We start from the raw sequence: 14,208 nt of genomic DNA, 5'->3' as shown, positions 1-14,208 counted from the left end.
TGCGGCCGCATACTGGCCGCATCTTGGGCGATCATGGATCCATGGACTCACCCTCGACACGGTCGCTGGAGTTGTTGGCGCTACTCCAGTCGGGGCGGACGTGGACCGCACACGACCTCGCGGCCCGCCTGCGGGTGAGCGCGCGCACCGTACGGCGGGACGCGATGCGTCTTCGCGGCATGGGTTACGACGTCAGCTCCCGCCCCGGCCCAGGTGCTCTCTACGCGCTGCGGCCGAGCATGAAGATTCCACCGCTCCTGCTCAGCGCGGACGAAGTCTCGACGATCATCACGAGCATCCTGATCCTGGAAGCGTGGCTGCCGGATGATGCCACAGCTGCGACCGCGCGCACGAAGCTCGAACAGGTGCTCCCTGGCGGCCTGCAGCGGCGGGCCGCAGCGGTAGCTCTGTCGACACAGGTTCTACGCGAAGCTCCTGCGTCCGTTGACTGGGAGCTTGTCGGCACGATCGCCGACTCCGTTGCGACGGGCGCACGTCTCGATTTCGACTACACGGACCAACATGGCCGCCATTCGCGCCGCACAGTCGAGCCCTATCGGCATCTCCTGCGGCAACAGTACTGGTACCTCGTCGCTTACGACCTTGACCGGGACGACTGGCGTCTCTTTCGACTCGACCGGATGGAGGCCTCCACAATCTCGCCCGGGCCACATGCTCATCACGCCTTCCCTTGGAACTCAATTGAGGACTGGCTCACAAGCGACTTCGGCGCGAGCGACGAACACTAGACCTTCAGGCCAAAGCACCTTCCTTCCGATCCTTCAGCATCAGCACTGTGAGCGGCAAGAAGTAGAGCGCGGCGACCCCAGTACCCACCAGCACCGGACCGCTGGCTCCCAAGGCAGACTCCAGGGCAAAGCCGGCAATCCACGAGCCCACTGCCGTGCCCAGATTGAATGCCGAAGTGCTGAGCGCCGAGGCCAGAGTTGGCGCTTGCCCGGCATATCCCACTGCCTTGCCGATCAATATCGGGTTGGTTGCCATGCCGAAGAGGCCCAGCAGGAAGATCAGGACCACTGTCACCACGGCGTAGTGGGAGAACAGGAAGAGGACACCGAGAACCAGGAATGTCATTCCTGCTGAGATGAACAGTGCAGGGTAGGGGCGGTGGGCCCCGAAGTGGCCGCCCAGGGTGGAACCAATAAATGCCCCGACGCCGTAGGCCATCAGCACCAAGGGCACAGCCGCAGCGGCAAGCCCGGTGTTCTCAGTGAGCAGCGGAGAGATGAAGGTGTACGCAGCCAAGGAAGATCCGCACACGATCGCGCAGCCTGCCAGGACAAGCCATACCCTCGAATCCCGCATACTCGCCAGCTCAGCACGGACGGACGGGGTCTGTCCCGAAGCGGGATCCGTGGCAACCAAGCGGTACACGGCAACTGCACCCACCAGTGCCAACGCCGCGAGTATCCAAAACGGCCCCCGCCAGCCAATCGCCTGACCGGCAAACGCTCCCAAGGGAACACCCACCACGTTGGCGAGCATCCCGCCGCCCAAAACAACGCCCAACGCGCGGGACGCGGACGCCGCGCCGGCGGCTTTGGCACCCACGACGGCGGCTACCGCCCAGAAAGCGCCAGTCGCCAAGGCCGTGAGGAAACGCGCACCAAGAATGAGCGTGAAATCGGAGGTGAGCGCCACGATGACGTGACCCACAGCGAAGACCACCAGTGCGAGACTCAGCGTCAGGCGGCGTGGCAGCTTGAGAGTCAGGATGGACATCGTGGGGGTGCCCACGATCATCCCCACCGCGAAGACCGTGATCATGAGGCCCGCATCGGCTACGGACGTGCCAAGATCAGTGGCGATCTCCGGCAGGATGCCCGCAACAATGAACTCGGTGGTTCCCATCAGGAACACACCCGCTGCCAGAACGTAGGTCACCAATGGCAAACGCCGGGTCTTAGGGGTGGGGAGAGTTGTGGTCATGACTCAAGAACATCAGGGTTCGGGACTCGGAGGGAGTCCCGCTTAAGGGAGGTCCTCCGGGGGACTCCCTCACAGCACAGCCCGCATCTACGGTGAAGAGCATGACTCACACCATGACGTACGGGCACCTGGGCAGATCCGGGCTGAAGGTCAGCCGGATCGGTCTCGGAACCATGAACTTTGGCTACACGGCTGACGAGCAAACGAGCCGCGCGATCATGGACACTGCCATTGACGCTGGAATCAATTTCTTTGACACAGCAGATGTTTACGGAGGCGTGCAGACTCCGGATATGGCCAAGGGCTATGGGATCTCGGAAGAGATCATCGGCCGGTGGCTGCAGCGGACCGGGCACCGTGACCGCATTGTGTTGGCCACCAAGGTGTACCAGCCGATGGAGTTGGGTCCCAATGATCGAGGACTCTCGGCGTATCACATCCGCCGTGCCTGCGAAGCGAGCCTGCGCCGCCTGCAAACCGATCACATCGACCTCTACCAGATGCACCACGTTGACCGGAGCACTCCCTGGGAGGAGATCTGGCAGGCCATGGAACAACTGGTTCGCGAAGGCAAGATCAGCTACGTCGGCAGCAGCAACTTTGCCGGCTGGGATATCGCGCTCGCCCAGTCCGCCGCCTCCGCCAGACACTTCATGGGCTTGTCCTCGGAGCAGAGCCTGTACAACCTCACCCAAAGGACCGTGGAGCTGGAACTCATTCCCGCTCTTCGTGCCCTGGGCGTCGGGCTCCTTCCCTACAGCCCGCTGAGTGCAGGCTTGCTCACTGGAGCCCTGGAAGCCGCCACTCATGGCAACGCACCCGCCCATCCTGACGTCGAGGCTCGCAGGAGCCAACTTCGAGCCTTCGAAGACTTGTGTCGGGAAATTGGCGCCAAGCCAACGGAAGTGGCCATCGCCTGGCTGCTGAGGAACCCAGTAGTCTCCGCAACAATTGTCGGCCCACGCACTGTTCAGGAGCTCTTGGAAGACCTCGGGGCAGTGTCGGTGGCGTTGGATGATGAAACAGTGGACAAACTCGACAGGATCTGGCCCGGCCCGGGCGAAGCTCCGCAAGCCTACTCCTGGTAGGCCTTCCGACTTAAGGACAGGAAACCATGTCACTCATTCTCGTCACCGGAGCCTCGTCCGGACTCGGCCTGGAAACCGTGAACGCGCTCGCAGAGGCGGGCCACGATGTTGTGCTCCATGCCCGCAACCAGGAGCGCCTGTCCCGGAAGGACGTGCATGAGCGGGTGGAACACGTGCTGTTCGGGGACCTTGGAAGCTTGGACGAGACAGTTCATCTCGCAAAGCAAGCCAACGATCTTGGCAGCTTTGACGCCGTTATTCACAACGCAGGGGTTCTGCGCGGCACCGAGGTGATGGCCGTCAATGTGGTGGCCCCGTATGTCCTGACTGCCCTGATGACTCCGCCCAGCCGGTCGATCTTCCTCAGCAGCTCCATGCATTTGTCTGGTTCAGCCGACATCACGGCTTTGGACTTCGCGCAGGCCTCGCAGCATGGCGGCTCTTACGACGACAGCAAGCTCTACGTGACGGCCTTGGCTTTGGCTCGTGCCAGCAAGTACCCGGAAGTGATGGCCCACGCCGTGGATCCGGGGTGGGTGCCAACGAGGATGGGCGGCTCGGGAGCTCCGGACAGTCTTGTGGAGGGACACCGGACGCAGGAGTGGCTCGCCACGGCCGAGCCGGACAGCATCGAGCCGCGATCAGGCGGCTATTGGTACCACCGTCAGGTCCAACAGGCTCACCGGGCTGCTGCCGATCCCGGGTTCCAGAACGTGCTCCTTCAGAAGCTCGAAGATCACACGGGCATCGCGCTGCTCTAACGGCGCTGCTCCAGCTGCGGGTTAGTCCTCGAAATCCCCGGCGTCCCTGCGGAAGGTGCCCAGTACGCGGATGAGGTGATCGACGTCGTCGGGCCCGAAGCCTGACTTGCCGAAAACCTCGGCGTTGAGTGCCGCCGTCGCCTTCTTGGCGAGGGTGCGGCCCTCGGCGGTGAGCTCAATTAGGGTGGTGCGTCCGTCGGTTGGATGCGGGGAACGCGCCACCAGGGCGGCTTTTTCCAAGCGGTCGACGGCGTTGGTCACCGAGGTGGGATGCACCTGCAGGAGCGCGCTGGCTTTGTTCATGGGCAGCGCGCCGCTGCGGGCGAAACTCAGGAGTGCCAGAAGCTCGTAGCGTGCAAAGGTCAGCCCGAACGGTTTGAGGACCGTTTCGATGCGGGCCAGCAGGATCTGCTGCGTGCGCATGATCGCGGTGATGGCGGCCATGGGCGCGGCGACGTCGCCCCAGCCATGCCGTTCCCAGTTGCGCTGGGCGTCGGCGATGGGGTCTCGGGGGAGTGGTGTGCCCATGGGCCTCCTTCGGTTGCTTGGTTGGCCTGGTGACCCGGGTGGCTAGTCTTTCAGATTCGGGAACTCTTCCTCGGTGTATTCCACGCCCAAACCGGAGGGCAGCGGCCCGTCCCCGTGCCGGGCGACTTCCGTGCCGCGCAGTTCCACCCGTCGGATCTTGCCGGAGATCGTCTTGGGAAGTTCGCCGAATTCCAGCCGCCGGATGCGCTTGAACGGCGCCAGGTGCTCGCGGCAATACTTCAGAATGTCCTCCGCAACCGCCGGTCCGGCTTCATAGCCGGCAGCCAGGACCACAAACGCTTTGGGTACCGACAGTTTCACAGCATCAGGCGAAGGCACGACGGCGGCCTCCGCCACTGCGGGGTGTTCGATCAGGACGCTTTCGAGTTCGAAAGGCGACAACCGGTAGTCGGAGGACTTGAAGACGTCGTCGTCCCGGCCGACGTACGTAATGACACCGTCGGAGTCGCGGCTGGCCATGTCGCCCGTGTGATAGTAGCCATCGCGGAAAGCCTCGGCCGTTTTGGCTTCGTCGCCGAAGTAGCTCTTCATCAGTCCCACGGGCCGGGGGTCCAAGCGCAAGCAGAGCTCGCCGTCGTCGGCTTCTTGTCCGGTGAGCGGGTCCACCAGGACAACGTCGTACCCGGGGAGCGGCCGGCCCATGGAGCCGATCTTGACCGGCTGCGCGGGAGTGTTGGCGATCTGGACCGTGGATTCGGTCTGCCCGAAGCCGTCGCGGATGGTCACTCCCCAAGCTTTCTCCACTTGTCCGATGACTTCGGCGTTCAGTGGCTCCCCGGCCGAGACCACCTTGCGTGGCGGGCTGGTGAGCTGCGTGAGGTCGGCCTGGATCAGCATGCGCCACACCGTGGGAGGGGCGCAGAAACTGGTGACGCCTTCGCGGCCCATTTGCTCCATGAGGGCCACCGCATCAAAGCGCTGGTAGTTGTAAATGAAGACCGTGGCCTCAGCGATCCACGGTGTGAAGACATTGGACCAGGCGTGCTTGGCCCAGCCGGGGGAGGCAACGTTCAGGTGGACGTCGCCCGGTTCCAGGCCGATCCAGTACATGGTGGACAGGTGGCCCACAGGATAGGAAGTGTGGGTATGCTCCACCAGCTTTGCCCGTGAGGTGGTGCCGGAGGTGAAGTAGAGCAGCAGCGTCTCATCTGCCTTAGTGGGGGCGTCGGGCGTGAAGTCCGTGCCGGCGTCGTTCGAATCTGCGTACTGTTTGGCGTCCGCGCCGTTTTTCTCGGGACCGACCTCGATCAGGGTGTAATCGCCCTCGACGTCGGCGAACTTGCCGATGTTGGCACTTCCGACCGTCACCCAGGCGGCCCCGCCGCGCTCGACGCGGTCCTGGAGATCGCGGGCGCCCATGAGGGTGGTGGTGGGGATCATGACGATGCCCAGTTTGATGCCGGCGAGCATGAGTTCCCACAGTTCAACCTGGTTGCCGAGCATGATGATCATGTGGTCGCCGCGCTGGACGCCCTGGCTCCGAAGCCAGTTGGCTACCTGGGCTGAGCGTTCCGCGAGGTCTTTGTAGCTGCGGCGGGTGGAACTCCCGTCCTGTTCCACGATGACCAACGCGGGCTTGCTGCCTCTGGCCGGGTCCGCCGCGATCTGATCGAACCAATCCAAGGCGAAGTTGAACTCCTCAAACCGCGGCCACTCGAATTCGGCGTGCGCCAGCTTGTAGTCCTCACGCAGTTCCAACAGCCGGTCGCGGGCCGCACGGAAGTCTTCTGTGACTGTCATAGTCCGCCTTTCGCCTTCGGGCTTCCCTGGCACCTTTGCCGGACATCCCGCCTAGTGATCCACATCACCTTGCAATATACTAGGACATCCAAGGGTTTGGAAGAGCCTGTGCGGGACATGACGAAGGGGTCTAATGCTCGACGACAAAGCTGCCGGCACCGTTACCAGCGGTGCGGCACCAGAACGCGTCCTCCCTCCTTATCCGGAGGCGGACCTGATGCACGTAGTGGACCTTCTCCCGGCCGGAGAGCGCTTGCGTTACTTGGAGATCAGGGAGTTCCTGCAAACCCGCATTCGTTCGGCCAGCATCGAGTACTGGAACCGGGAAGAGTTCCCTTTCGGGCTGCTGGCCGACATGGCCAAGTTCGGGCTTGGTGGACTCCAAACAGACGGCTCCACCAAGCTCTTCAAAGGCCTGATGTACACCGAGGTAGCCCGAGCGGATGTGTCTCTCTCGGCGCTGGTGGGCATCCACAACGAACTCATCGTGGGCATGATTGATGAGCTCGGATCGCCTGAGCAGAAGCGCAAGTGGCTGCCTGGGCTGGAAGCTTTCACCCAGCTCGGCGCCTTCGCCCTCACCGAACCGGACCACGGCTCGGACATCGCCGGAGGACTTTCGACGACGGCGCGGCGCGACGGCGGCGAATGGGTCATCAGCGGTGCCAAACGCTGGATCGGGGCAGGGACCATTGCCGATTTCGCATTGGTGTGGGCCCGGGACGAATCCGACGGGCACGTCAAGGGCTTCATCGTGGAGACGGACCGCCCCGGATACTCGGCCACCAAGATCTCCAACAAAATCGGCCTGCGCATCATGCAGAATGCCGACATCGTGTTGGACGAGGTGCGTATTCCTTTGGAGAACCTCCTCCCCGGGGCCACGGAGTTCTCCCGAGCCAATGACCTGTTGCGCGATTCCCGTGCCTGGGTGGGATGGCAGGCCGCAGGGATCCAGTTGGCAGCCTTTGATATTGCCCGGTCGTATGCCTTGGAACGCAAGCAGTTCGGTAGGGAGTTGGCCCGCTTCCAGCTGGTGCAGCAGCAGCTTGCCGACATCCTGGGCAACGCCAACGCGTCCTTGTCCATGATGGTTGAGCTCGCCCGGATCCAGCAGGCCGGGAAACTCCAGATGGTGCAGGCGGCCATGTGCAAAGCCACCACCACCAGGCTGGCCCGTTCCTCCGTTGCGATGGGTCGTTCTTTGTTGGGTGGGAACGGAGTTACTACGGATTTTGAGATGGCAAAGCTCTTTGGCGACGCGGAGATCCTGTACACCTATGAGGGCAGCTACGAGATCAACTCGATGATCGTGGCCCGTGCGGTGACGGGGAAGTCTGCGTTCGTTTGAGTCCACTGATGGGGTTGAGAACGCAAGGAGCATCCCTTCGCCGGTTCGATACTGGCGAAGGAATGCTCCTTTGACGTGAGGGCTAGGAGTTTTGGGTTACCACTTGGGGAGACTCCTCGGGAGCGACCAGGGCCGCGTGTTCGGCCAGGACTCCGGTCTTGTGCCTGATGCGGAGACGGTAGAGCAGCGTTCCACCGATGATGACTGTGCCAACAAACATCACGCCGCCCCATTGCAGGTACCACTCGAACGGCGGTACCGAGTTGTAAATCTCCGGCCGCGGCCACACAAGGTTCAGCGTCATCGCGCCGCCCCACAGCACGGCCAGGACGTTCACGGGCAACCCCCATTTGCCGAGGCTGAATCCCGGCTCTGATCCGTCGTCCTTCAGGGGCCACTTCTTCAAGAACCGGCGCCGCAGCATGGGCACGGTCACCAGCAGGTAAGACAGGTAGATCAGGACGATGCTGATGCTGGAGAGAATGGTGAAAATGGCCGGCTGGGAGATGTTGACGATCAGCGGGATGACGGCCACTATGCCGATGACGATGGCGGCAACGGTTGGCGTTTTCCGGGTGGGGTGCACTTTGCTGAGCTGACGGCTGAAGGGAAGGTTGTTGTCGCGGGCCATGGCGAACATCATCCGGATGGCTGCTGCATGGACGGCGAGGGTGCAGACCACCACGGCTACCACGATGCACGCCAGGAAGGCCTTGCCGAAGGGGCCGCCCAGTACCGAAAGAACGATGTACTGCAGCCCGCCATCAGCGGCTCCGAGCTTGGGATCGGAGAGATCGGGGGCGGCCAGGATTCCGCCGAGGAGCAGCAAGCCTCCCAGGAGGAAGGAAGCCGTGACGGCGCGCAGGATCGCCCTGGGAGCGGTCTTCTTCGGGTCCTTGGTTTCTTCGCCCAAGGAGCTGGCGGTGTCGAAGCCGTACATGACGTACCCCGAAGCCATGGCAGCAATGAGGAACACTCCGAAGAAGCCCAGGGGATGTTCTTCACCGAAGCCGGCAGTATCCAGCAGGACTTCCGGTCCCCGCACGGAGTGCCAGATAAGCGCCGCAATGAGCAGGACGGCCGCAACCAGTTCCACGAACACGCCCACGCTGTTGATCATGGTCATGAGTTTCACGCCGAACGCGTTGATGAGTGTGGAAATGCCGATCATGATGCTGGCCAGGATGACCCCGTTGACGGCGAAGTCGTAAGGACCTGTTCCGTCGCCCACCAGTTGGAAGCCGCTCCAGATTTGCGGGAGGGTGATTTGGAGGGCCAAGGCAACGGACCCCAGAGCCATGATGGAGGAGAGCAGCAGCAACCAGCCCGCCAGCCAGGCCCACGTTCCGGTGGAAAGGCGCTTGGCCCAGTTGTAGACCGATCCAGCCACCGGATAACGCCCGGCCAGTTCCGCGAAGCACAGGGCGACCATCAACTGGCCGACGAAGACGATGGGCCACGACCAGGCGTAGGCGGGTCCCGCCGTCGAAAATCCGAAGTAAAACAGTTGAAAAACGCCGGTGAGGATGGAGATGTAACTGACGCCGGCCGCGAAGCTGGCGAACTTACCGATGCTGCGGTCCAGGGTTTGGGCATAGCCAAACTCGTCCATGCCGCTTGCATCGCTCTTGCAGGGTCCTGATTTGGTGGGTTCTGACATGCGAACTCCTAGTTCAGACGTGCACGAATGGTGATGACCTGCGGCCGCCGTTGGTCGCAGTCGAAATCAAAGGCCGGGCACCACGCTGTGCCTCCGGCTGTTTCCCCCATTGTTTGTTGCGTGGGTCTAAAAGCAGGGCGCCTGATCAGGCGACAGACAAGCTGAAGCCGGCTTCCGCCGTCGTGGTTTCCTCCGTCCGGCTGTTGATGAGATCCGCCTTGATGAAATCGGCGCAGCGCTCGCCGATCATCATCACGGTGATATTCGGGTTGACGGTGACGTGTTCCGGCATGACGGAGGCGTCCGCCACACGCAATCCGGTAACGCCCTTGACCCGCAGTTCGGGATCCAGGGGCGACATGTCGTCGTTCGCGGGTCCCATGCGGACTGTACCGACGGGGTGGTACACCGTGTTGTGGGTTTTGCGGATGTAATCCTGCAGTTCCTCGTCAGTCTGGGCCTCGATGCCGGGGGAGAGCTCCCGTCCGGTCCACTCAGCCATGGCCGGCTGCGCCGCGATTTCCCGGGCCTTGCGGATACCGGCCACCATGACGCGCATGTCGTGGCCGTCGGGATCGGTGAAGTAGCGGGGGTCCACCATGGGCTTGTCCCGGAAGTCCCGGCTGCGCAGCCGAACCGTCCCGCGGGAACGGGCGTGGGTGACATTCGGAGTCAGGCTGAAGCCGTTCTCCGTGGTGGGGTAACCGTAGCGCAGGGTGTTCATGTCGAATGGGACGGAACCGTAGTGCATCATCAGGTCCGGCCGGTCCAGGCCCTCTTCGGTGGGGGTGAAGATGCCGATCTCCCACCACTGAGTGGAGGTCTGCACCATGGGCTGCTTGGCCTCGAACTGCACCACGCCTTCCGGGTGGTCCTGCAGGTGTTCGCCGACACCCGGGGAATCCACCAGGACCTCGATGCCGTGCTGGTTCAAGTGATCGGCCGGGCCGATGCCGGAAAGCATGAGCAGCTTGGGGGAATCTATTGCGCCGGTGGACAGGATGACCTCGCGATGCGCGTTCAGCCTGTGCGTGCGGCCGAAAGCCGAGTCGACGACGTCGACGCCGGTGCAGCGCTTGTCCGCGTCGAACACCAGTTGGCGGGCCCGCAAGCCTGTCAGCAGCGTGAAGTTTTCACGGTCCATGATGGGGTGGATGTAGGACACCGAGCTGGAGGAACGTGTCCCGTCCGAGCGGCGGTTGATCTGGAAGAAGTTGGCACCGTTGATCACGGTGGTGCCGTCATTGAACTTTGCCCGGGGGATGCCGGTCTGCTCACAGGCATCAAGGAGCGCGACGCCGGCGGGATCGTTCGGAGGAACGTTCATCAAATGCACCGGACCGTCGTGGCCGTGGTGTGGAGCTTCCGGTCCGGCGTCTTCGTTGCTTTCCAGACGCTGGTACAAAGGCCAGGCTGCAGCAGCATTCCAGCCAGTTGCGCCGTACTTTGACTCCCACTCATCCAGGTCCTCGCGGGGAGCCCAGAAAGCAATGCAGGAGTTGTGGCTGGAGCAGCCGCCCATGACCTTCGCGCGGGCATGGCGCATGAAGGAGTTCCCGTTTTCCTGCGGCTCCACCGGGTAGTCCCAGTCGTAGCCGGATTCCAGCAGCTCCATCCAGCGATCCAGTTGCAGGATCTCCGGCAGGTTGCGGTCATCCGGGCCCGCTTCCACCAAGGCCACGGTGACGGCAGGGTCCTCGCTCAGCCGGGCGGCGACGGCAGCTCCGGCAGATCCTCCGCCAATGACGACGTAATCGAACCCGCGCTCGCTGAGGTTCTCAATGGTGTCGACGTGCATCTAGTTCTCCTTGCCGTGGTCTGCGAACCAGCCGGTCACCTGGGGGCTGGTGTTCTGGTAGATGTGCTTGGCTTCCTGGTACTCGCCCAGCCCGGTGGGGCCCAGTTCGCGGCCGACGCCGGACTGGCCGAAGCCGCCCCACTCGGCCTGCGGAAGGTAGGGGTGGTAGTCGTTGATCCAGACCGTGCCGTGCCGCAAACGGCCCGCTACCCGCTGGGCCTTGCCGGCGTCCTGGGTCCAGACGGCGCCGGCCAGCCCGTAGATGGTGTCGTTGGCGGTGGCCACGGCTTCGACCTCAGTGCGGAAGGTTTCCACTGTTACTACCGGGCCAAAGGCTTCGTCGATGACTACCGACATTCCCCGGGTCACGCGGTCCAGGATAGTCGGCTGGTAGTAGAAACCGGCGTCGAACTTTTCGCCTTCAGGGGCCGCGCCGCCGCACCGCAGCCGCGCGCCTTCGGCCACGCCACGCTGGACGTAGGCGTCCACCTTCTCCCGGTGGGCCGCGGAAATCAGCGGTCCGGTCTCGGCAGACTCATCGAACGGGCCGCCTATGCGGATGCTCTTGGCTTTGCGGACCAGTTCGTCGACGAAACGCTCGGCGATGGATTCCTCCACCACCAGCCGCGCCCCGGCGGAGCAGACCTGGCCTGAGTGCACAAAGGCGCCGTTCAGCGCATTGTCGACGGCGGCGTCGAAGTCAGCGTCAGCGAACACGACGTTGGGGTTCTTGCCGCCGAGTTCCAGCGCCACCTTCTTTACGGTGCCGGCAGCGGCCGCGGCAATGCGCTTGCCGGTTTCCAAGCCGCCGGTGAAGGAAACGAGGTCAATGTCGGGGTGCTCCGAAAGCGGTGCGCCCGCTTTTACTCCGGGGCCGGTCACCAAGTTCGCGACGCCGTCCGGCAGGCCCAGATCCTGCAGCAACTGCATGGCCAGGATGGCGGTGGAGGGGGTCAGCTCGGCGGGCTTCAGGACGAAGGTGCAGCCGGCGGCCAGCGCGGGCGCGATCTTCCACGCAGCCTGCAGCAGCGGGTAGTTCCACGGAGTGATGAGGCCGCAGACGCCCACGGGCTCGTAGACGATCTTGCTGACGACGGCGGTGTCCCCGGCGTCGACCACCCGGCCCGCCGACTGCCCGGCGAGGCGTCCGAAATATTCGAAGCAGGCGGCGATGTCATCGATGTCGATGCGGCTTTCGATGATCCGCTTGCCGGTGTCCAGGGATTCAGCGCGGGCGAATTTCTCCCGGCGTTCGCGAAGTTCTGCGGCGACCTTGAGCAGGAACGCGCCCCTCTCGGGGGCCGGGACGTTCGCCCAAACGCCGGAATCGAAGGCCGCGCGGGCTGCGGAAATGGCGCGCTCGGCGTCCTCGCGGCCGGCTTCGGACACCGTGGCGACCAGTTCGCCGTCGGCGGGGTTGTGGATCTCGCGCACCGCGCCGGACGCTGCCGGCTCCCACCGGCCGTTGATGAAAAGGGTGGAGGCGGAATCGGAAAATGTGGCTTGGGTCATACGAAGCAGGCTAGTGCATCTTGAACATCTGTTCAAGGAAAATTATGAACAGATGTTCAAAGTGCCGCTGTGTGTCTTGAGGCTGCCGGCACCCATCCCTGCTCCCGGCCGCTACGAATCACTGACATGAAAAAGCTCGGACTCCGGACCAAAGGCCCCGAAACCATGGCAGCGCTGGCAGGCGTGGTGTCGGCCGCCGTCGTGCTTGCCGTCGCCGAGCTGATCGGCGCCTTCTTCACTGCCAGGGCCACCCCGGTGTTTGCCTTGGGATCGACGTTCATTGACTTCACGCCGTCGTGGATGAAGGACTTTGCGATCGCAACGTTCGGCACCAATGACAAGGCTGCGCTGTTCGTGGGCATGGGCCTGACCATTGCCCTGCTGGCTTGCGTCTTGGGCGTTGTGGCTTACAAGAAGTGGGCCCTGGGCGTCCTGGGTGTGCTGTTCATGGGCGTGGTCATCGTGGCCAGCGTCCTGACTCGAGCCGGGGTTGGACCCGCCGACGCCATCCCTTCCATTCTGGGAACCATCTCCGGCCTCATTGTCCTGCGTCGACTCATCGTGCCGTTGTGGGGGTTGAAGGCATGGCCGGAAGCCCCTGCCGACATAGCCGCCGACGCCGATACCCAGCTAGGCGGAGCCGGCACCAGCCGCCGTCGCTTCTTTGCTGCCGCCGGCATCACCGCCGTCGCCGCCGGAATAGCGGCCACCGGTGGGCGGCTGCTGGGTGCAGCGCGCAACAATGTTGCGCAGGCCCGGGACGCCCTCCGGCTGCCGGCGCCCATCAAGGCCGCGCCCGCTGTTCCGGCAGGAGTCCAGTCCCCGGTGGCAGGAGTCTCCGCTTGGCTGACACCGAACAACGATTTCTACCGCATTGATACGGCGCTGAGCGTCCCCGAGATCAACGTCAATGATTGGTCACTGCGGGTGCATGGAATGGTTGAGGAAGAGGTCACCCTCACCTTCCAAGACCTGCTCGACGCCGATCTGATCGAATCGCACGTGACCCTCACCTGCGTATCCAACCCGGTGGGCGGAAAGCTTGCCGGAAACGCCAAATGGTTGGGCCTACCCATCCGCGAAGTCCTGAAAAGGGCCAAGCCGAAGGACGGCGCGGACATGGTGCTCTCGCGGTCCATCGATGGCTTCAGCGCCTCCACTCCTCTGGAGGTCCTGCAGGATGACCGCGATGCGATGCTGGCGATCGGCATGAACGGTGAGCCGCTTCCGGTGGAGCATGGATACCCCGTACGCATGGTGGTTCCGGGGCTGTACGGATTCGTCTCCGCCACCAAGTGGGTAGTGGAGCTGGAGGTCACCCGCTTCGCGGACAGCAAAGCCTACTGGACTGAGCGCGGCTGGTCAGAGCGCGGTCCCATCAAAACCATGGCACGAGTGGACGTACCCACGTCCTTTGCGAAGTTCCCGGCAGGGAAGGTCGCCGTGGGCGGCACCGCATGGGCCCAGACCCGGGGAATCACCAAGGTGGAAGTCCAGATTGACGACGGCGAGTGGGTGGAAGCAACCCTCTCCACCGAAGCCTCCACCGTTACCTGGCGCCAGTGGTCCTATGAATGGGACGCCACACCCGGCATCCACTACGTCAAGGCCCGCGCCACCGACGCCACCGGCGAAACCCAGACCGAAAAGCGCGCCGATCCCGTGCCGGACGGAGCTTCGGGTTGGCCGTCGGTGATGGTGACGGTGGAGTAGTTGTTGGGCCGTGCATAGCCGAGTTCCAACGTGACGCCGCTAGGCTGCTACCGAGCCGTGATCGACCGGCGAGAGAAGCGGGCCGC

The 14,208-nt window shown here is 63.5% G+C and carries 11 protein-coding genes; 5 read left to right on the top strand and 6 right to left on the bottom strand.

The features are described 5' to 3' along the window. Window positions 1-41 precede the first annotated feature (41 nt). Complete coding sequence (locus tag AB4Y77_RS17695) at window positions 42-749, top strand: helix-turn-helix transcriptional regulator (RefSeq protein WP_442014833.1); 708 nt, start codon at window positions 42-44, stop codon at window positions 747-749. A gap of 4 nt (window positions 750-753) precedes the next feature. Here AB4Y77_RS17695 and AB4Y77_RS17690 read toward each other — a convergent pair whose 3' ends face one another. Continuing rightward, window positions 754-1,950 (bottom strand): MFS transporter, encoded by a 1,197-nt coding sequence (locus tag AB4Y77_RS17690; RefSeq protein WP_442014832.1) that lies wholly within the window; start codon window positions 1,948-1,950, stop codon window positions 754-756. Window positions 1,951-2,063: 113 nt separating this feature from the next. Here AB4Y77_RS17690 and AB4Y77_RS17685 point away from each other — a divergent pair, with 113 nt between their 5' ends. Further along, window positions 2,064-3,038, top strand: coding sequence for an aldo/keto reductase (locus AB4Y77_RS17685; protein WP_442014845.1), 975 nt, complete (start codon window positions 2,064-2,066; stop codon window positions 3,036-3,038). Between the two features lie 26 nt (window positions 3,039-3,064). Then, complete coding sequence (locus AB4Y77_RS17680) at window positions 3,065-3,799, top strand: SDR family NAD(P)-dependent oxidoreductase (RefSeq protein WP_442014831.1); 735 nt, start codon at window positions 3,065-3,067, stop codon at window positions 3,797-3,799. Window positions 3,800-3,820: 21 nt separating this feature from the next. Here AB4Y77_RS17680 and AB4Y77_RS17675 read toward each other — a convergent pair whose 3' ends face one another. Together AB4Y77_RS17675 and AB4Y77_RS17670 are read right to left on the bottom strand one after the other, a co-directional pair. After that, window positions 3,821-4,327: a MarR family winged helix-turn-helix transcriptional regulator gene (locus AB4Y77_RS17675; protein WP_105693751.1), complete on the bottom strand. Its 507-nt coding sequence runs from the start codon at window positions 4,325-4,327 to the stop codon at window positions 3,821-3,823. Between the two features lie 42 nt (window positions 4,328-4,369). After that, the gene (locus AB4Y77_RS17670; protein WP_442014830.1) at window positions 4,370-6,088 is read right to left on the bottom strand and encodes an AMP-binding protein; all 1,719 of its coding nucleotides are present in this window, start codon (window positions 6,086-6,088) and stop codon (window positions 4,370-4,372) included. A gap of 133 nt (window positions 6,089-6,221) precedes the next feature. Here AB4Y77_RS17670 and AB4Y77_RS17665 point away from each other — a divergent pair, with 133 nt between their 5' ends. Continuing rightward, window positions 6,222-7,439, top strand: coding sequence for an acyl-CoA dehydrogenase family protein (locus AB4Y77_RS17665; RefSeq protein ID WP_442014829.1), 1,218 nt, complete (start codon window positions 6,222-6,224; stop codon window positions 7,437-7,439). A gap of 82 nt (window positions 7,440-7,521) precedes the next feature. Here the strand turns inward: AB4Y77_RS17665 and AB4Y77_RS17660 are convergent, their stop codons facing one another. The 3 genes from AB4Y77_RS17660 to AB4Y77_RS17650 all read right to left on the bottom strand — a co-directional run bounded on the left by AB4Y77_RS17660 (window position 7,522) and on the right by AB4Y77_RS17650 (window position 12,409). Beyond that, window positions 7,522-9,099, bottom strand: a complete 1,578-nt coding sequence (locus tag AB4Y77_RS17660; protein WP_311211468.1) for an APC family permease — start codon at window positions 9,097-9,099, stop codon at window positions 7,522-7,524. Between the two features lie 145 nt (window positions 9,100-9,244). Then, the gene (locus AB4Y77_RS17655; protein WP_311211467.1) at window positions 9,245-10,897 is read right to left on the bottom strand and encodes a GMC family oxidoreductase; all 1,653 of its coding nucleotides are present in this window, start codon (window positions 10,895-10,897) and stop codon (window positions 9,245-9,247) included. After that, window positions 10,898-12,409: an aldehyde dehydrogenase family protein gene (locus tag AB4Y77_RS17650; RefSeq protein ID WP_442014828.1), complete on the bottom strand. Its 1,512-nt coding sequence runs from the start codon at window positions 12,407-12,409 to the stop codon at window positions 10,898-10,900. Window positions 12,410-12,535: 126 nt separating this feature from the next. On the opposite strand from AB4Y77_RS17650, the gene AB4Y77_RS17645 reads away from it, so the two are divergent. Next, window positions 12,536-14,122: a molybdopterin-dependent oxidoreductase gene (locus AB4Y77_RS17645; protein ID WP_442014827.1), complete on the top strand. Its 1,587-nt coding sequence runs from the start codon at window positions 12,536-12,538 to the stop codon at window positions 14,120-14,122. Window positions 14,123-14,208 lie beyond the last annotated feature (86 nt).

The organism is Paenarthrobacter sp. YAF11_1, from assembly GCF_052113445.1.
In the GTDB taxonomy this organism is placed as follows: Bacteria; Actinomycetota; Actinomycetes; order Actinomycetales; family Micrococcaceae; genus Arthrobacter.
Note: the sequence above shows the minus strand (reverse complement) of the source record. Positions and strands in the feature narration are given on the sequence as shown.